The 18,355-nt window shown below is 60.1% G+C and carries 15 protein-coding genes and 1 tRNA gene; 15 read left to right on the top strand and 1 reads right to left on the bottom strand.

The window, feature by feature from the left end; genetic code table 11:
- Positions 1-88: 88 nt before the first annotated feature.
- The 3 genes from glmM (at position 89) to ISP15_RS07670 (ending at position 3,460) form a co-directional block, all read left to right on the top strand.
- A complete protein-coding gene (gene glmM / locus ISP15_RS07680; protein ID WP_404546632.1) occupies positions 89-1,450 on the top strand; it encodes a phosphoglucosamine mutase in 1,362 nt (453 codons plus the stop codon).
- Between the two features lie 158 nt (positions 1,451-1,608).
- Positions 1,609-2,556: an isopenicillin N synthase family dioxygenase gene (locus tag ISP15_RS07675; RefSeq protein WP_404546631.1), complete on the top strand. Its 948-nt coding sequence runs from the start codon at positions 1,609-1,611 to the stop codon at positions 2,554-2,556.
- A 199-nt stretch (positions 2,557-2,755) separates the two neighbouring features.
- The gene (locus ISP15_RS07670; RefSeq protein ID WP_404546630.1) at positions 2,756-3,460 is read left to right on the top strand and encodes a VIT1/CCC1 transporter family protein; all 705 of its coding nucleotides are present in this window, start codon (positions 2,756-2,758) and stop codon (positions 3,458-3,460) included.
- 47 nt (positions 3,461-3,507) lie between these two features.
- On the opposite strand, the gene ISP15_RS07665 is transcribed toward ISP15_RS07670, so the two are convergent.
- Positions 3,508-4,323, bottom strand: coding sequence for an SDR family NAD(P)-dependent oxidoreductase (locus ISP15_RS07665; RefSeq protein ID WP_404546629.1), 816 nt, complete (start codon positions 4,321-4,323; stop codon positions 3,508-3,510).
- Positions 4,324-4,421: 98 nt separating this feature from the next.
- Here ISP15_RS07665 and tpiA point away from each other — a divergent pair, with 98 nt between their 5' ends.
- The 12 genes from tpiA to ISP15_RS07605 all read left to right on the top strand — a co-directional run bounded on the left by tpiA (position 4,422) and on the right by ISP15_RS07605 (position 17,999).
- A complete protein-coding gene (gene tpiA, locus ISP15_RS07660) occupies positions 4,422-5,171 on the top strand; it encodes a triose-phosphate isomerase (RefSeq protein ID WP_404546717.1) in 750 nt (249 codons plus the stop codon).
- Positions 5,172-5,198: 27 nt separating this feature from the next.
- Complete coding sequence (gene secG / locus ISP15_RS07655) at positions 5,199-5,681, top strand: preprotein translocase subunit SecG (RefSeq protein WP_404546628.1); 483 nt, start codon at positions 5,199-5,201, stop codon at positions 5,679-5,681.
- A 15-nt stretch (positions 5,682-5,696) separates the two neighbouring features.
- A tRNA-Leu gene (locus ISP15_RS07650) sits at positions 5,697-5,781 on the top strand.
- Between the two features lie 781 nt (positions 5,782-6,562).
- Entirely contained in the window at positions 6,563-6,826 is a 264-nt protein-coding gene (locus ISP15_RS07645; RefSeq protein WP_404546627.1) for a site-specific integrase, read from the top strand.
- A 141-nt stretch (positions 6,827-6,967) separates the two neighbouring features.
- Positions 6,968-7,759 carry a hypothetical protein gene (locus ISP15_RS07640; protein ID WP_404546626.1) on the top strand — a complete coding sequence of 264 codons (792 nt, stop codon included), beginning with the start codon at positions 6,968-6,970 and terminating at the stop codon, positions 7,757-7,759.
- A complete protein-coding gene (locus ISP15_RS07635; RefSeq protein ID WP_404546625.1) occupies positions 7,752-8,984 on the top strand; it encodes a TRM11 family methyltransferase in 1,233 nt (410 codons plus the stop codon). Before ISP15_RS07640 ends, ISP15_RS07635 begins: the two co-directional genes overlap by 8 nt.
- 996 nt (positions 8,985-9,980) lie before the next feature.
- On the top strand, positions 9,981-10,856 hold the full coding sequence (locus ISP15_RS07630) for a helix-turn-helix transcriptional regulator (protein ID WP_404546624.1): 876 nt from the start codon (positions 9,981-9,983) through the stop codon (positions 10,854-10,856).
- Between the two features lie 73 nt (positions 10,857-10,929).
- Positions 10,930-12,420 carry a nucleotide excision repair endonuclease gene (locus tag ISP15_RS07625; RefSeq protein WP_404546623.1) on the top strand — a complete coding sequence of 497 codons (1,491 nt, stop codon included), beginning with the start codon at positions 10,930-10,932 and terminating at the stop codon, positions 12,418-12,420.
- Positions 12,417-13,340 (top strand): hypothetical protein, encoded by a 924-nt coding sequence (locus ISP15_RS07620; protein WP_404546622.1) that lies wholly within the window; start codon positions 12,417-12,419, stop codon positions 13,338-13,340. The genes ISP15_RS07625 and ISP15_RS07620 overlap by 4 nt, the downstream gene beginning before the upstream one ends.
- 542 nt (positions 13,341-13,882) lie before the next feature.
- The gene (locus ISP15_RS07615) at positions 13,883-14,593 is read left to right on the top strand and encodes a DUF4339 domain-containing protein (protein WP_404546621.1); all 711 of its coding nucleotides are present in this window, start codon (positions 13,883-13,885) and stop codon (positions 14,591-14,593) included.
- A gap of 163 nt (positions 14,594-14,756) precedes the next feature.
- Complete coding sequence (locus ISP15_RS07610) at positions 14,757-15,908, top strand: hypothetical protein (protein ID WP_404546620.1); 1,152 nt, start codon at positions 14,757-14,759, stop codon at positions 15,906-15,908.
- A 144-nt stretch (positions 15,909-16,052) separates the two neighbouring features.
- Entirely contained in the window at positions 16,053-17,999 is a 1,947-nt protein-coding gene (locus ISP15_RS07605) for a CocE/NonD family hydrolase (protein WP_404546619.1), read from the top strand.
- Positions 18,000-18,355: the final 356 nt, after the last annotated feature.

Genomic DNA, 18,355 nt, shown 5'->3' with positions numbered 1-18,355 from the left:
ACCCGGCGCGACAATGTGATGTGCTCGCTGTGCGGTGCTGATCAACCACCGCGCGGTGGCGATGTAGGAATGCAGGCAGGATGTGGCAATGAGCGAACGCAAATACTTTGGTACCGACGGCATCCGCGGCCGGGTGGGACAATGGCCGATCAGTGCCGATTTCATGTTGCGGCTGGGCCGTGCGCTGGGCGTCGTGCTTGGCCGGCAGAAAAGAAAATCGCACCGGCGCCCGCTGGTGTTGATCGGCAAGGACACCCGCGTCTCCGGCTACATGTTCGAATCCGCACTGGAAGCCGGCCTGGCCGCGGCAGGTGCCGACGTGCGCCTGTTTGGCCCCATGCCGACACCTGCCGTTGCGTACCTGACGCGCAGCCTGCGTGCCGATGCGGGGATCGTGATCAGTGCTTCGCACAATCCGCACCACGACAACGGCATCAAATTCTTCTCCACCCATGGCGAGAAGCTTTCCGATGAGATCGAAGCGGCGATCGAACAGGAAGCCGACGCCGAATTCACCACCGTGGATTCGGAAAATCTCGGCAAGGTCGTGCGCGTCACCGATGCGGTCACGCGCTACGCCGAGTTCTGCAAGGCCACCGTGCCGGAGGATTTCAGCCTGGCCGGCATGAAGATCGCACTGGATTGCGCGCACGGCGCCACTTACCAGGTCGCGCCCAAGGTCTTCGCGGAGCTGGGCGCCGAGCTTTACGTCATCGGCGATGAGCCGGACGGCTTCAACATCAATAACAACGTCGGCTCCATGTATCCGCAAGGCTTGCAGCGCGCGGTGGTGGAACAGCAGGCCGATATCGGCTTCGCCTTCGACGGTGACGGCGATCGCGTGCAGGTGGTCGATCGCCACGGCATGCTTGGCGATGGCGATGACATGCTCTATGTGCTGGCCTGCAGCTGGCAGGCACGCGGACTGCTCAAAGGTCCGGTAGTCGGCACCCTGATGAGCAATTTCGGGCTGCAACAGGCGCTGGCCGGCCTGGGCGTGGAGCTGATCCGCGCCAACGTCGGCGACCGCTTCGTGCTGCAGAAACTGAAGGAACACGACGGCATCCTGGGCGGAGAGACCTCCGGCCACCTGCTGTGCCTGGACCGCGCCACCACCGGCGATGGCATCGTCGCCGCGCTGGCCGTGCTCGAGGCGCTGAAGCTGGCCGGCCAAGACCTGGCAGCCGCCCGCCAGGGCCTGCAGAAAATGCCGCAGGTGATGATCAACGTGCGTGCCCTTGGCGCACGTGAGGCGCTCGGCAGCGATGCCGTGCGCAAGGCGCTGGAAGAAACCGAGCAGGCCTTGCGCGGCCGCGGCCGGGTAGTGCTGCGCGCCTCCGGCACCGAGCCGCTGGTGCGTGTCACCGTGGAGGCGGCAGACGAGGCCGAAGTCAGGCAGATGGCCGAACACCTGGCGAACGTCGTAAAATCCGTCACCGAACGCTCGTGAACCAATAGCGCCGCATCGCCGGCGCTACGCCCAGATCCCCAGGTCGCCATGGAATGGAGCCTGTCTGACATTTGCATAGACAGACTTCCAGGCCCGACGTGCACCGCCCCTGCGGTGGCGGAACACAAATAGACCGCACGCCAACCTGTGGAAATGACATGGATACACCGTTCAAAAAGGTTCCTACCCTCGACATCCGCCGTTACGAGACCGACCGTGCAGCCTTTGTGGCTGAACTTGGCGCGGCTTACCGCGAATTCGGTTTCTGCTGCATCAGTGGACACGGCATCGCCAAGGCACTGATCGACGGCGCCTACGATGCCTTCGAGCGTTTCTTCGCGTTGCCGGCCGAAACCAAGCTCAAGTACCACGTGCCCGGTTCCGGCGGCGCGCGCGGCTATACGCCGTTCAAGGTCGAAACGGCCAAGGACAGCCGGTATCCCGATTTGAAGGAGTTCTGGCATATCGGCCGCGAAATCGATCGCGCTTCGCCTTTCGCCGATGTGATGCCGCCCAACCTCTGGCCGGCAGAGGTGCCGGGTTTCCACGAATTCGGCTATGAGCTGTTCCAGGCGCTGGATCTGCTCGGCAGCCGCGTGTTGCGCGCGCTGGCCCTGCACATCGACCTGCCGGAAGATTATTTCGAGGACAAGATCGACCAGGGCAATTCGATCCTGCGCCCGATCCATTACCCGCCGATCACCGAGGCAAGCATTCCTAACGTGCGCGCCGGCGCGCATGAAGATATCAACTTCATCACGCTGCTGGTCGGCGCCAGCGCGGAAGGGCTGGAAGTGCTCACCCGCGAAGGCGCGTGGCTGCCCATTACCACCGAGGGCGATGCCATCGTGGTGAACATCGGCGACATGTTGCAGCGCCTGTCCAACCATGTGTATCCATCCACCACCCATCGCGTGGTGAATCCGCAGAACGACAACGCACGCAAGCCGCGCTACTCGGTGCCGTATTTTCTGCATCCCAACCCGGATGTGATGCTCGATCCACTGCCCCAATGCATCAGTGCCGACAACCCGCGCCGCTATGACGCTCCGATCAGTTCGCATGATTACCTCATGCAGCGCTTGCGCGAGATCAAGCTGATCTGAAGTGCTTGCCGCTTGCGGCGAGAAGGAACGCCTTGCTAGTTCCTGTCCGTTATTCCGCCTGCCGGGATAACGGATAAAACGTGCGAGTTGGTGCGCATTCCGTTCGCAGCCGGATGCAAAACGCAATGCGTGTGTTTCTCATTGTGCACCTTCATCGATGCAAGCGGCTACATTGGCGCGCATCCCAAGGAACCCAGCCATGGCCGCCAAGCAGCACCACCATACCGAGAAGCATTTCACCGCCTCCGAGGTCGTTCGTGACCTGGTCATTGGCATGGCCGACGGTCTTACCGTGCCGTTCGCGCTTGCGGCAGGCCTTTCCGGCGCGGCCGTGGCCAGCCGGGTCGTAGTGGTGGCGGGCGTAGCCGAAATCGCCGCGGGCGCTATCGCGATGGGATTGGGCGGTTATCTCGCCGCGCGCGGCGACGCCGAGCACTATGACGCCGAGCGCCAGCGCGAAGTACGCGAAGTGCGCGAGTTGGCACGCGAAGAGGAGCGCGAGATCGTGCAGATCTTCGCGCAATATGGCCTCGACCGCGAAGCGTGCAAACCCGTGCTGGCGCATTTCCACCAGGATCACGAGGCGTGGGTGGATTTCATGATGCGCTTCGAACTTGGCCTGGAAAAACCGCAACCGGGCCGCGCCTTGCGCAGCGCACTGACCATCGGTGGTGCCTATATCGTCGGCGGCCTGGTGCCGCTGATGCCGTACATGCTGATCGAAGGATGGCAGCCGGCGTTGCGTGTCTCCGTCGTCTGCACGCTGATCGCGCTGGCGCTGTTCGGTGCGGCCAAGAGCCGCTTCACCGGTATCGGCATAGTGCGCGGCGCCGTGCAAACCGTGTTCATCGGTGGCCTTGCTTCCGCCGCCGCCTTCTTGCTCGCACGCTGGATCAGCAGCTGATCCGCAGCGGGCACGACGGTTGCGTTAGCGCAACCGTCGTCGCCGCGTCAGGTCGAAGAATCCTGCGCGCGATAACGCTTCGACTGCCGCGCCGACATCTTCAATGCCAGGCGGTCCGGCATCAGCTTGAACAGGGCTTTGATGGTGCGATTCACGCGCCCGGTGACATGCACGGCTTCGCCGCGTTCGACGGCGTCGATGCCTTCCTGCACGACCGCCTGCGCACTTTGCCACATCAAATCCGGCAGCTTGTTCATCATGGCGCGAGTGCCGGTGACATCGTGGAATTCCGAGCGCGTAAAGCCGGGACACAACGCGCAGACCTGGACTCCCAGCGCCTGGTTTTCCAGCGCCAGCGATTGCGAAAATTTGATCATGTACGCCTTGCTGGCGGCATACAGCGTGTGTTGAGCGGTGCCTGGCACATGTCCCGCCAGCGATGCCACGTTGATGATGCGCCCGTAACCGCGCTGGCGCATGCCGCCGATCAGCCGCCATGCCAATTCGGTCGGCGCCGTTATCAGCACGCGCAGGAAATCGGCATGTACCGGCCAGTCGTTCTCGTCGAAGCGGCCGGGCACCCCATAGCCGGCGTTGTTGATCAGCCAGTCCACCTGCAAGCCGCGTTCATCCAGCGCGCGGCATAACTGTTCCACTGCGTGCGGCTCGGCCAGGTCGTTGGTCAGCACCGTGGCGTCGATGCCGTGCGTCGCGCGCAATTCTGCCGCCAGCGTTTCAAGCCGATCGGTACGTCGGGCGGTCAGCACTACGTTGTGTCCGCGCGCGGCCAGGGCATGGGCGAAAGCGGCGCCAATGCCGGCGGACGCGCCGGTGATCAAGCTGAGCGGGCGGGCTTGCGTCATGGTGTGCTTCCGGGAAGTGAGAGAACAGGGCCGGCGCGTTGCCGTGCCCCTTGGTGATGGTTAAGCTTGCCAGCTTTCCTTTTGCAGCGGATGCAGTCATGCGTAAGAAGCTTGTCGCCGGTAACTGGAAAATGCACGGCAGCCGCTCGATGGCCGAAGCCCTGGTGCAGGAGATCGCTAAAGCCAAGCCGGCCGACGTCGACGTGCTCGTGTTCCCTCCATTTCCGTACCTGGCCGCGCTGAGTGCGACATACGCGAGTTCAGGGATGGGCTTCGGCGCCCAGGACCTCAGCGAACACGAAGGGCAGGGCGCATACACCGGCGAAGTCGCCGCCGCCATGATTGCGGACGTGGGCGGTCAATGGGCCTTGGTTGGCCATTCCGAACGCCGCCAATATCACGCGGAAAGCAACGAACTGGTTGCCCGCAAATTCGCCGCCGCGTGCGCCGCCGGACTCACCCCGATCCTGTGCGTGGGCGAGTCCCTGGAGCAGCGCGAAGCCGGCGAAACCGAGGCCGTGATCGCCCGCCAGTTGCAAGCCGTGGTAGCGCTCAATGGCATCGCCAGCTTCGATACCGCGGTCGTGGCCTACGAACCGGTCTGGGCCATCGGCACCGGCCGCACGGCCAGCCCGCAGCAGGCGCAGGAGGTGCATGCATTCATCCGTAGCCAACTCGCGCAAGGGGATGCTATGATTGCCCGTCTGACCCGGCTGCTTTATGGCGGCAGCGTCAAGGCGGCCAATGCTGCAGAGCTTTTTGCGCAGCCGGACGTGGATGGAGGTCTGATCGGGGGCGCCGCACTCATCGCAGCCGATTTCCTGGCCATCTGCAACGCCGCCCACTGAGCGGTACCGAACCCTACGCGAGACACCATGTTCGTCATCTTCAGCGTGTTCTACATCCTGATCGCGGCGTCGATGATCGTGCTGATCCTCATGCAGCGCGGTGCCGGCGCAGACGCAGGTTCCGGCTTCGGCGCCGGCGCCTCGGCAACGGTATTCGGCGCTCGCGGTTCGGCCAATTTCCTGTCCCGCTCCACGGCCGTGCTTGCCGCGCTGTTCTTCGCACTCAGCCTCGGCATGGGCATGTACCTGAAAATGAATGGCGGCGCGATCCGCCAGCAACAGGCCACCAGCAACCTCGGCGTGATGGCTGGCCTTGGCAACGCGCCTGCCGCGAAGCAAAATGCACAGCCCGCCGCTCCGGCCCAGCCGCAAACCGCGGTACCCGCGCCGGCAGCAGGCAACGGTAGTAATGGCGAAGTACCAACCGCCCAGCCGGCACCGGCCAAGGCGCAGCAGGGCGAGGTTCCGGCCCCTTCGGCTCCGGCCGCGGCATCGACCAGCAAGCACTAAAATAGAAAAACACCTGCCCAGGTGGCGGAATTGGTAGACGCACTACCTTGAGGTGGTAGCGACGCAAGTCGTGGGGGTTCGAGTCCCCCCTTGGGCACCATTAAGAAATTGCGACAGGTTGCTAAAAGTCGCAATTCAGGAAGAAACAAGCACTTAGGCGCTTCCGCAAGGGGCGCCTAAGTTGCTTTTGGTTGCAGTGAATTGCCCAAAGTCGCACCTTGTGCCCACGAATTGCCCATGCATGGCAACGATCTACCCATAGGAAAAGGCTGGCGCGCTCAAGTACTGGTGAACGGCAAGCGTCGGAGCAAGGTGTGCCGGACGAAGGCCGCTGCCTCACAGTGGGCGTTAGCGGCAGAGGCGGGTATGGGGCTTCAACGTGCCAGGCAAGCTGGTGAGTGACGCGCTGAAAGAAGTGCATAGCCTATACACCAACGAAGGCAAGAGCCGGTCTTGCCTTTCCTTTCCCGTGCCAAGCGTTTGCAGGATGACCCTATCGCCGCCCTGCGCCTGTGGACGTGACTAAGGATCACTTGGCCGAATACCGCGACAGCGGCAACAGGAGGTCGAGGCGGTGTCCGTGCTGCGCGAGATAAACCTGATACGCGCGGAATGTTTCGCCGAAGCCGGAAGGAATGGTCATGGATGACGCATAACCCTTTCGTTGGATTCAAGGCGCCGCGCTTCGCCGACCCGCGCATGCGCCGGGTGAGCGAAGACGAAATCAAGCTAGTTCGTCACGCGCTCAGTGGGCGAATCACTCGCAGCGGTGATCATCATGAACCGCTTAGGCTTGGCGTTTTTGATTGCCATCGAGACAGCCATGATCGGGCGAGATATGTGCGCTTGAGTGGCCGCGCGTATACCTGGATAAGCGCTACGTGCATTTACCGAAAACGAAAAACGGCAATAAGCGGGACGTGCCGCTATCGCCTTTTGCCATTGAGATATTGAAAGCGCTCCCGCGCATGGATGGTGTGCCGTGCTTTGCGATGGATGACGACCAGCGCGACGCTAACTGGCGCAAATGGCGTGACAAGCTGCCCGTGTCGGACTTGCACTTTCACGACACGCGGAGCGAAGGCATTTGGCGGCTTATCTCGATATTTGGCGAGGAAGCGTCGGCATTTTGCCAATGCGGTTGACGAACGTCCAACGAGCTGCGCCGGGACCTTCGGCGCAGTCGTCGGGCGACCGTAGTACTACTGGAGCATTCGCCCTTCTTGCTTCTGGCTACAGTAACATTCCGAGATTACCGGGCTAGACCGATGATGAGAGGAAAGGCTGTGGCAACAGAAAAGGAGCTACTCAAGAAGTTTCTAGATCCGCTTAAGGTCTGTAAGCGCTACAAGCCAAAATTCGGCCAGGGCAACAAGGAGGAGGGGGTCTCCCTCCGGCAGTTCACCGACCTGTACGGTGCTGATCCTTTCTATGCTTGGTGCGGCCTGAATTCCGAACTCATGTACGCTGCACACAAGGCTGCTGGCGGCATGACCTCGGTCTATCGGCAAATCGGCATTGGGTGCGAGCATCTCTTTCGCGAGATCATCATCAATGCCACCGGCTACAAGGATAGGAGCAGCGCTGCCTGGTCCTATAAAACGAAAACCGGGGCAGGTAAGGACAAAACGCTGTCTTTGGATGGACGTCTATTGTTTGATGACATCCGAAATGGTGAAGTAAAGCAACGGGTTGAATCGTGGGTGGCTGATTATTGCAAAATCCTCGGAGCGGAAATGCCTGTGCATGGTGCAGTGTTCGAGGTGCGCCAAGGCTACAAAAGTAAGGATAGCAAGCGGCAAAATGGGGACATCGACAACATAGCCGTGGCATGGGCGCAGGGGTACATGCCCGTGTTCGCTATCTTCTCAGGTCAGATCGACGGGGATCTTGTCTTGCGGTACAGGAACAGCCGTGGTGGCATCCTCGTAGGACAGACCGCTGGTACTTCGACGGAATCCTTGTTTACCTTCTGCCGTGAGGTGCTCGGATTCGACCTCGCTGACTTCTTCCGCAGTAACTCTCCTGCGATCAAGAAAGAGATGCACGAGACGCTGGAGGCATTGCTGAATGCTTAATGCCGAACGCGACTTCGTAGGTCAACGGTCGGACCTAACCTTCAAGTACAACAAGTCGCTTGGGCGGCACGGTTGGCTTCGCCTCACACCTGCCTACTCGGTGAAACTCGTAAAGGAGATTATCGCGGGCTCACATACGAGTGTGGATATCCTGGACCCGTTCTCCGGCACCGCCACCACCACACTCACGGCGGCTGAGCACGGGAACGCGGCGGTCTCATTCGACATCAATCCCTTCCTGATCTGGCTGGGTAACGTCAAGTGCAGGTCTTACAAGGCCATCCAGATGCAAGAGGTTCGGAAAGGATGCGCTGCTGCTATCGCCAGGACTGAGGCCTTGCTTCAGCTGGACAACTGGCGCCCACCGCTGTTCAACATTGAGCGATGGTGGTCTTCGACAACCCTGGAGGTACTCGCGGCATTCCGTGTTGCGCTCGTGGAGCAGTTCGGGGAACCTGCTGAGGATCGTGCTGATGGACTAGCTTGGGTTGCATTCTGCCGTCTGGTTATCGAGACGTCCTCGGCGGCGTTCAACCACGTCTCCATGTCCTTCTCATCGGAGACTGCCCACTACGAGGTCGAGCACGTAACTCATCTCTACTCGGCCATCCTGGAATCGGTGCTCTCGTCTTGCAACTCGCCGCTATCGGGTGTGGGCGAGGTCGTGGAAGTGGACGCCCGAGCTATACCTGACATGGGGCGGCGCTTCGGGCTCGTGGTGACCTCGCCACCGTACCCGAACCGGATCAGCTACATCCGAGAGCTTCGTCCCTACATGTATTGGATGAAGTTCCTTGAGGAGGCCCGCGAAGCTGGTGAGATGGATTGGAAGGCCATCGGTGGTACGTGGGGTATTGCGACCAGTAGACTTGCTACTTGGGAGTCGAAAGGCCATCTGCTCCCTGACATCCTCACCGACACGGTGAGCCGGATCGCAGCCACTGACACGAAGAACGCTGGCATCCTTGCAACCTACGTACTGAAGTATTTTTACGACATGCACCTGCACTTGTCGTCGCTGCCCAACGTGCTGGCGCCGGGGGCGGAGCTTCACTACATCGTTGGCAACTCGACGTTCTTCGGGCACATGGTAGATACACCGACAATCTTAGGGGCATCTATGCGGATGCTGGGCTACGACAAGATCGAGTCGACGGTCATCCGCAAGAGGAATAGCAACAAGGCGCTGTTCGAGTACGACGTCACCGCGCGCTGGGGTAGCTGACAATCTCGATTTTGAGGTTAGAACCGCTCTAGGACAGCGGTACGGTCTCACCGACTAGTCCGTGCCGCGTCCGGGACGTGGGCACTTCTGGTACGGAGTAGTCTGACCGAATTGGGCATCAGGATCCCGCGTATCCTCAAATCTCACATGTCTGCTATCAGGTACGCTCCCACCGATCCTAATGCTGTTTCCGATGCTTAACAGCAGGCTATGGGGCTTCCAACAATGAGCGAGACGCTGGCTCATTTGGATGCAATTAATAAGGCGCGCACCACATTAAACTTCCGATAGGCAGCATGGTTCTGCCTGGGTTTGGTGGCGGGTCTGCTTATGCGCATACCGGACCTTGCGGCTCATTCGGTAATAACTAAAGAAGGGCGCAGGCGTCGCCGGTACGTTTGCGAGCGATGAGATCGTCCGTTACGGCAATGCTCGCAGGCATGCGGGCGACTGACGCACAGCGGCAACAAAGTGGAAAGAAGGGCAGCGTCCGTGCAAGGCGGAAGCCCTGATTTACTCGCAAAATTATTCACTTGCGTCCATGGCATGTAACTTGCTGATTCGAGCGTTGTTGCCGTCAGTCATTCGGTAAGTTAAAGGACGACATGCGGAGCGATACCGCGTGTTTCTGCCTGGGTTGTGCTCCATCTGGAGCGCAGTCTGTCGAGCAAGAAAGGGGGATTACCGGATCTTTGCCGATTCAATTGCACGAATCCGCATCAAGGATCGTTTGCGAGAGAGTGAAGCAATACAAATCCTTCGACAGGGGGTTGAAGTGTCAGGCATGTTGTTGGCTTCAGCAGACAGGGTATCGGGGCGTGCCCGCGAAACTCGTAACCCACGGATTCGCGCTGTTGCTTCTCAAGTCCATGGGGGCTTGCCCGCTGTTAAGTCGCGAGGCGGGCGAGCATGCCGGATCAAGATGGGCGTGCTGTGTCATACCCTGTCAGAACCATGCCCCAAGCTTGATTCCATCGAAGACAGTGCGGAATCGCAATGAAATCATCCGGGCACGACACGCTGGCCTACCGGCTGGCCGAAATCCTTATCAAGTTGAACCAGGAAGAATCCTTCAGCTTGGAGGAGTTGGCTGTCGAATTCGGCGTCAGCGAGCGCACCATCTACCGCGATATGAATCGCCTGGCTGGCATCGCCGAGCCGCTAGGCGATGGGCGTTACCAGCTGGCGCCAACCTATCGTGGACGGCTGAAGCCGAAAGACTTGGCGACGTTTGCCAAGCTTACGGGTGTTGATCAGCTGTTTCCGAACAGCACCCCTCGTTTTCTGGTGGCGCTATTGGAGACGCTTAGTCAAGGCAGCATCCTCGTTAGAGGACACCACTACGAATTACTGAAGCCGCATGATCTGCAGTTTCAGCAGCTTGAAGATGCGGTTCGTCAGCACAAGTGTTGCACTTTTACTTACGCGGATAAGCGTCGCACGGTTGCGCCTTATCGATTAGTGAATAACAAAGGCATCTGGTACTTGGCGGCGTCCGAAAATGGGCAACTTAAGTCCTACGCTTTGAGCCGTATCGTGAACCTCAATGTAAACGACGAGACGTTCGCGCCTCGCCAGGATATCCATCGGCAAATCGACGACGACGATGATGTCTGGTTTACTCAAGAAAAAACCGAGGTGCTGCTTAGTGTTGCCCCGCAGGCGGCGTACTACTTCCAGCGCCGAAAGCTGCTGCCACAGCAAACCACGGTCAAATCTCTCGAAAACGGCGGTCTCATCGTCAGCAGCCACATCGGGCATGCCAACCAGATTCTGCCGTCGATCCGCTACTGGATTCCGCACGTGAAAATCCTCGAGCCGGTGTGGCTCAAGGAAGCTATGGACGGTGAGCTGAGAGAGTATCTGAAATGACGAGGCAGGGTCATGCAGTCGCCGCGGCGACTGTTTGCCGACGATTATCGCAGAGAGTTATGGAGACGATTCAATGAGCACACCTGCAACGCCCCAGGCCGGGGAAGTGGTGGTTCTTCCCGATCTGGCCAATACCATCGTCGAACGCGCCATGAGCAATATGCGGCGCAAGCTGGTCGCCGGTTATCGCAACAAGAAAAATTCCCGGCCCAACGCCAAGACCTCCGACCCGGGAGCAGTACTGTCCGATACCCTGGATGCCACCTCCGCTTCCAGCGTGCTGGCGGTCGGCCAACGCGGCCAAGCCTGGAAGGAGATGATCCAGAAAAGCCTGAGCAGCGGCATTTCCTCCTTGTCGAGCATGAAGTTCGATGGCGAATTCACCGTCACGAACGGCCAGGCCGAGGGCCTGGAGAACGTGCCGAAGCAACCCGGCGTCTACGTGGTCTACGACAAGGCGCAGAAGCCGCTCTATGTGGGCGACAGCACCAAGTTGCAAACGCGCTGGGTGGCCGGCCATCTCAATGCCTATCGCCAGGGCAAGAAATCCGGCGAAAGCTACAAGCTGGAAACGGCGCTGGACGAAGGCTGCACGGTGAAATACATCGTGATGGACTCGGAAGCCACCGCCGCCGCGCTGGAAGCGCACCTGATCAGGACCGAGGAACCGCCGATCAATACGCGCGAGGAACTGAAGACCGAGCAGGGCAAGCGCAGCAATATCGAAGCCAAGAAAATGAAGGACGCCTCGGGCAGCACCGCGTCGCTGGCGCTGGGCGCGGCCACGGAGGCGGGCATCCATGCACTGGCAGGCGGCCTGGAGCAAATGGCCGACGCGGTCTGCTTTGCCCTCAAGGACGAATTGGTGGATATCGTCGGTGGCGGTAAGACGACTTTGCGTGCGCGCATCGAGCGCTTTTTCAAAAAGGTGTTCGAAGCGCTCAAGGCGCTGGTCAGCGCACCGCTGCAGTTGCTTGGCGCGGCGGTCGAGTTCGTGGTCAATGCGCTGTCCAAGGCGATCGGCGAAATCTACATGCTGGCCCGCAACCTGTTCTACCTGGCGCGCACGGCGTGGGAGCTGTACCGCGGTTCGCAGACCATGAGCAAGGAAGAACTGATCAGGAAGATCTCCGAGACCATCCTGATCAGCGCATCGCTGGTGTTCTGGGATGCGCTGGATCCGCTGCTGGAATCCAACCTGGTGCCGCTGGTCGGACCTGCGGCACCGTACCTCGCGGCCGCGCTGTCGGCGATCGGTTTCGGCGTCACCAGCTATTTCCTGCGCCAGGCCGTGCCGGCGATCGTGAGCTACCTCGTCAACCTGCGTACCGGCTGGCACGACGCGCTCGATGCGCAGCGGGCGGCCTGCGACCAGCTGCTGGTGCTGGTGCAGCGGGAAATCGAGCTGATTGGCGTGGCCTACGAGTACTTTGAATCGACCAAGGCCTTTATCGAAGACACCCAGCGGCATACCGAGGCCTTGCGCCAGCATCGCGCCATCGAGCCGCTGGATATTCAAGCGATGCTGCGCGCACTTCCGGGTAAAAAGGATTCCCTTGCATGATCATTGATATCGAACAGCCGAACCAGTCCGATCCGGTCTTTATCATCGACGATACGCACGACAGCCATGCCGGCGACCTGATAAGTGCCGAGCAGCATCTCGCCGATTTCAATGAGACGCTTGGCAAGCTGGAAAAGTCGATTGGCGAAACGCGCCACGCCGGGCAACTGGCCAAGGATCTTGCCGGTCGCAATTGGTTGCAAAGCGCATGGGGTGGGATGACTGGGCGCAATACCAAAGACCTGTCGGGGATGGTGCAGGATCTCGGCGCCAGCCTGGAAACGACCCAGCTGGCGGTACAGCTGGTGATGAAACTGCAGATCAAGAAGCATGGCGTGCTGAAAGGCTTTCATGCGGCGCTGGCCGACAAGCTCGAAAAGTTGAGCAAGGACACCGGTACGCTCGACAGCAACCAGCGCGAAGCGGCCGTCCTGATCATCTCCGAACTGAAGGATCATGTTGCCGCGCAGATCAGCTATCAGGACCTGGTGGACGTGCATGAGCAAAAGCTCGTGCAGTTTGCCGCCTATGCGCAGGCGAAGGATGCGGGCGACGACGCGCGTGACGGGCGCATGGAGGCCATGGAGAGCGACCTTTCCAGACTGGGCGAGGCGGACAGGGCGCTCGATGCGCGGATCGAGGCGGCGCACGCGGAACTGGCCGTCGTCGACGCCGCGCATGCCGGACGCATTACGCAGGTGAACCAGGCCGCCGAGGAACTGCGGCGCGAAGTGCTGGCGCAGCAGCAGAAGATCGCCGAGGTCGAGCGCGTCCAGCAGCAGTGGATCACGCGGCTGGAATTCCTGGAAGGGCAGCTGCGGGACATGGCTAGCGTAAAGGCCAGGCTCAAGCGCCAGGCTCTGCCGGCGGTTGCCTTGGTACTCGGTGTGGTGGCGATCGCACTGCATTTCGTGCATTGAGGTACCGCATCGCAAGCTGGGTCGCCTCAGGCCGGTTCACTGGAAAAGGCGTCAACACTGCGCTTTTTTGTGCGGAAAATATCCAGTCGGGCGCGTTCGGCCGGAGCTTTCTGTCAATCCGTTCGGTCATCCTCGCTGCTGCAAAGCGGTGATATTTTGAAAGAGGCCGCCTTCCACTGAAGGTGGCCTCTTGCTTTGAGCAAGTGGCTGACAACTATTCATGCACGGGTCGCAATGACTCGACCTCGCTCGCATTCAAGCTGACATGACCTGTCAGTGCCTCCTCCTAAGATGCCATGCAATGCAACACCACCGGTGCTCGCATTAACCGCCCTGGTAAGGGTTTCCAAGAGAGAGGTCTGGCTATGTTCAAGATCATTGGCGCTGTTGTTGTTTACGGATTTGCCCTGTTGGGCCTGGCAACGTATCTCGAAACACGAGCCGAATAACAGGAATCCATCTCGCATGCGGGCCCTCAATCCTTGCATGCGTTGGTTCCTTATAGGCATCTGGCTATCCATCGTTCGGTCGCATAAGCACGAGTGCTTATTGACAACGAAGCGCGGGAAGGGCGGTCATCAACGGCCGCCCACTATGCGGAAGAGAACGGTGCCAGGACAGATGTGCGTGTTCGATTCGATAGCGCACGTCATCAGGAAAAATACATCGTCGATGTGAATCAAACAGGGGAATGTATGGATACGGAGCAGACAAGTGATGGTGATTGGTTTTACGAAGAAGGCGGGCAAAGGAAAGGCCCTGTTTCAGAATCGCAGATGATCGAACTCATCCGGTTCGGGCGGATCACATACGGAACACTTGTGTGGAAGAAGGGATTTCCCGAGTGGCTGAAGCTGGAAAACACAGCGCTCAATACGCATCTTCACAGCGCTGTGCCGCCGCCAATTGCCGGGCGTCACATCAACAATACCCTTATCTGGGTTTTGGCCTTCGCGCCAATCCTGGGCATGCTCCTGGAAAACATCATTGCCCATACGCTCAATGATGGCGGCATGGCTGATGCGGCGTTCCATGCGAACAGCTACTGGTTCGTCACCCTTGCGCTGAACATCGGTCTTTCCTACCTCGATGAGCATCGGTTGAAGCGTGCCGGATGGGATACGAGTCGCTTCAGCGGGTGGACGTGGCTCGTTCCGGTTTATTTGTTTCAACGCGCCAAAAATCTCAATCAGGGCAAGGCGTATTTCATCACGTGGATCGTCTGCTTTGTCCTGGACTTGATGATTCAGTAAACGGTGGGATCGGTGGGCGTTCTGCCCTGGTGTAGTCACTGCGCCTTCGAAATCAACTGCCTGGATGCGGCCAGTTCAAAAAACTGTGGCTCATCGTGTCGGACCTTTTGCACCCGCAAGAACAGAGAGCACTTTTTTTCATTAAACGAATAAAGGATCCATGATGCAGTCCTTCTTGAAAATCCTGTCGCAAATGACGGGTCTGCAGAAGCTCAGTGTTGTTCGCAATGTGATCGTGCTTCCGTTGCTTCTCCTGTCGCTCACATTGAGTGGCGGAGTCTTCGGCTTCACGGCACCCATCGTTCTGCCATGGGTGCTCTACATGGGGTTCAACCTGGGTAGCAATAGCCATCGCCTGCAAGCGATCGATGGTTTCCAGCCGGCCTCTTCCGCGCCGAAATACATGGGTCTGTCAACGAAGGTGCTGTACCTCCTTTCATGCGTTGTCGGCATCCTATACATCGGGGTGATCGCTGCCCTGCTGCCTGACGCAGGCGACACGGCTGCGCCACAAGCACTCCAGGTAGCGGTGAGCGGAGCCGTGTTCTTCGGCGTGTTCTTGACCATTGTGGGTGTCCGCCTGGGCTGGAGCAGCGTGGCAGCGTGTGCTCCTGGCATCGATCCGGCCAAGACGCTGCGCCTGGTGAATCCTGCGGGAGTGAAACGTCAGCAGTTGATCTATTTGGCGGTCGGTGTCTTCGTACTGGTCGGTTCGTTCTCCAGTCTGTCGAACACCTATCCTCGCTGGGCGGGCGATGGCAGCAACGGCTCCGCTGCACTCGCGCAGGACGACCCGAGTCTCGCCAGTCTCTTATCGGATGACTCGACGCCGACCGGTCAGCAGCCAGCGGCCCCGGCTCAGCCGTCGCGGTTCCAGCAGGGCGCCCCTTCGCAGCAAATGTCCCAACAGGAGGCGGTGTCGACGCCAACACCCGCGCCAGCACAGGCCTCAGTCCAGTTGCCATCGCCGGCAGCACCGGGACAGGCGCCGTTATTGACCCGCGATACCTACGGTAACGCAGTGGCATCTTATTTTCCCGGTGAATCAGCTCAGGATGCGCTGACAGATGGCCTGAGCAAGATCAGCTCCTCGCTCAGCGTGGATGATGTCGACTACCTTGGCTATCCGGCCTATTCGCTGGAGTGCGAGAAGAACGGCCAGTGCGTCAACGGCACGGGTACGCCGTTCGGCCCGGTGGCCGATGTCGCCAAGGAGATGTTTCCAGTCAATCCGTCAGATATCAGAAAGTATGGGCTCAAGTGCAACCTTATCTGCTACGACAGCCAAGGACAGATCATCGGCCGTGCGCCCTAGCCACCTGTCGAGAAGATCCTTCATCCGCGCTGCGCGGCATGCTTAGGTAGCGGGGGTTGCAAATTCCTTGCGGACATTCGCATAGTGCAATGCGCAGCCATGACGGGTTGCCGACACCACCAGCATCATGAGGATCCTCTGGACATGAAAACAGCCGCTCGGGGCCCAGCGATCGTTTCGCTTGCCTGTCTTATATCAGCCGTCTCGTTCGCGGCGCCCGCTTCGGTCCAGGATTCGGCAAAGGTCACGCCCGACATGATCCAGACCGGGTCCGACATCCCGGCCAGCTGGACACCGCCGCAGGGCAACTTCGACTACGTCAAGCGCGACGTCATGATCCCCATGCGCGATGGAGTGAAGTTGCATACCGTTATCCTGATCCCGAAGGGCGCACGCGACCTGCCGATGCTGCTCGAACGCACGCCTTACAACGCCGATGGCTTCGTGCTGAACAACAGTCCGCACATGGCTGATGCGGTGTGGTCCGGCGACAAGGACTGGGCCGACGGCAGTTACATCCTCGTTTGGCAAGACGTGCGCGGCAAATACGGATCGGAAGGCAAGTACATCATGACGCGCCCGCCGATGGGGCCGCTCAATCCGACCAAGACCGACGATACTACCGACGCATGGGACACGATCGACTGGCTGGTGAAACACGTGGAACAATCCAACGGCAACGTTGGCATGATTGGTTCGTCCTACGACGGCTGGACAGTCGCCATGGCCCTGCTCGATCCGCATCCCGCCCTGAAAGTCGCGGCTCCGGAAAGCCCGATGATCGATGGCTGGATGGGTGACGACTGGTATCACTACGGCGCCTTGCGCCAGATAAACCTCGATTACTTCACCGACCAGACGACGGTGAAAGGCACGGGAGAGAGCATTCCGCGCGAGAACTACGACGACTACACCAACTTCCTCGACGCGGGTTCGGCCGGTACCTATGCCGATGCCAACGGCTTCAGGCAGCTCCCCTGGTGGAACCGCTTCGCTGCGCACCCGGCCTACGACGCCTTCTGGCAGCTCCAGGCACTGGACAAGCTGCTCGCCGCGCACCCCTCCAACGTACCCACCATGTGGTTGCAGGGGTTGTGGGACCAGGAGGATATCTACGGCGCCGTCCACGCCTGGGAAGCACTCCAGAAGGCCGGTCACGGCGCCAACAACCATCTCGTGATGGGTCCCTGGTGGCACAGCCAGGTCAACCGCGACGGCTGGAACATCGGGCCGCTTAAATGGCCCGGCAATACCACCGCCGAGTTCCGCCAACAGGTGATGATCCCCTGGTTCAACCACTACCTGCGCGGCACGCCGCTGGCCGCACCGCTGCCCGGGGCGATGATCTACAACCCGGTCGAAAAGCGCTGGGGCAGCTTCTCCCACTGGAAGGTGGCAAGCGACCAGAAGCTCACTCCGCTCTATCTGCAGGCAAACATGAGCCTGGGTTTCCAGGCCCCGGGCGGCGGCAGCGACAGCTACGTCTCCGACCCGGCCAAGCCCGTGCCCTACCTGCCGCGCCCGATCTCGGCCAAGGATGAGGACCGGTGGCGCACCTGGCTGGTCCATGACCAGCGCTTCGTGGTGGACCGGCCCGATGTGCTGTCCTACACCACGCCGGTGCTGACCAGGACGGTGTGGGTCCAGGGTGCGCCGATCGCCGACATTCTGGCCAAGACCACCGGCACCGACGGCGATTTCGTAGTGAAATTGATCGACGTCTATCCCGGCGTCGACCCGACCGATCCCGCGATGGGCGGTTATGAGCTGCCGGTCTCGCTCGACATCTTCCGCGGGCGCTATCGCCAGAGCTTCGCCGACCCCTCGCCGATCCCGGCGGGCAAAGTACAGGAATACAAGTTCCGCCTGCCGACCGTGAACTATGAGTTCAAGCCCGGTCACCGGATCATGGTGCAGATCCAGTCGAGCCTGTTTCCGCTCTACGACCGCAATCCCCAGACCTATGTGCCCAACATTCTCTTCGCCAAGCCATCGGACTACCGCGAGGCGACAGTGACGATCGAGCACGGGCCCGATGGACAAAGCGCCGTCCTTTTGCCGGTGGTGTCGGGCGCAGCCAGCAGCGACTGACCCACAGCCCGGCAATCAGATCTTCGGCGCTGGAAAGGCCCGGTCCGCGTTTGCGCGCGCACCGGGCCTTTCGATTTCCGGGGCAGGGCGGATCAGCCGAACGTGTTGCGCGGGGGCATGCCGGCTGCCTGCCCCTGCTATCCATGCGGAAGCCATCGGCCTTTTGCGCCAGCTCCTTATCCGCCCGGCCTGCGATGTTAGTAAATTAACATTGACAAAAAAATGTGAATGAACTAACAATCCTTCCACGGGTTGTCCATTTCGCCAGGGGGAGGTGTCGTGAATACGAGTCGATCTTCGTGCATGCGTCGTCGCATTTGCATCGCTGTAACGCTCTCATTGATGGGAGCGCCGTG

The organism is Dyella jejuensis (assembly GCF_044904675.1).
GTDB lineage: Bacteria > Pseudomonadota > Gammaproteobacteria > Xanthomonadales > Rhodanobacteraceae > Dyella_B > Dyella_B jejuensis.
This window is presented reverse-complemented; position numbering and strand designations above follow the sequence as displayed.

Bases quoted from the DNA above. Each gene is read 5' to 3' on its own strand.
- glmM (WP_404546632.1), top strand. From the start codon at position 89: ATGAGCGAACGCAAATACTTTGGTACCGACGGCATCCGCGGCCGGGTG.
- ISP15_RS07675 (WP_404546631.1), top strand. From the start codon at position 1,609: ATGGATACACCGTTCAAAAAGGTTCCTACCCTCGACATCCGCCGTTAC.
- ISP15_RS07670 (WP_404546630.1), top strand. From the start codon at position 2,756: ATGGCCGCCAAGCAGCACCACCATACCGAGAAGCATTTCACCGCCTCC.
- ISP15_RS07665 (WP_404546629.1), bottom strand. From the start codon at position 4,323: ATGACGCAAGCCCGCCCGCTCAGCTTGATCACCGGCGCGTCCGCCGGC.
- tpiA (WP_404546717.1), top strand. From the start codon at position 4,422: ATGCGTAAGAAGCTTGTCGCCGGTAACTGGAAAATGCACGGCAGCCGC.
- secG (WP_404546628.1), top strand. From the start codon at position 5,199: ATGTTCGTCATCTTCAGCGTGTTCTACATCCTGATCGCGGCGTCGATG.
- ISP15_RS07635 (WP_404546625.1), top strand. From the start codon at position 7,752: ATGCTTAATGCCGAACGCGACTTCGTAGGTCAACGGTCGGACCTAACC.
- ISP15_RS07630 (WP_404546624.1), top strand. From the start codon at position 9,981: ATGAAATCATCCGGGCACGACACGCTGGCCTACCGGCTGGCCGAAATC.
- ISP15_RS07625 (WP_404546623.1), top strand. From the start codon at position 10,930: ATGAGCACACCTGCAACGCCCCAGGCCGGGGAAGTGGTGGTTCTTCCC.
- ISP15_RS07620 (WP_404546622.1), top strand. From the start codon at position 12,417: ATGATCATTGATATCGAACAGCCGAACCAGTCCGATCCGGTCTTTATC.
- ISP15_RS07610 (WP_404546620.1), top strand. From the start codon at position 14,757: ATGCAGTCCTTCTTGAAAATCCTGTCGCAAATGACGGGTCTGCAGAAG.
- ISP15_RS07605 (WP_404546619.1), top strand. From the start codon at position 16,053: ATGAAAACAGCCGCTCGGGGCCCAGCGATCGTTTCGCTTGCCTGTCTT.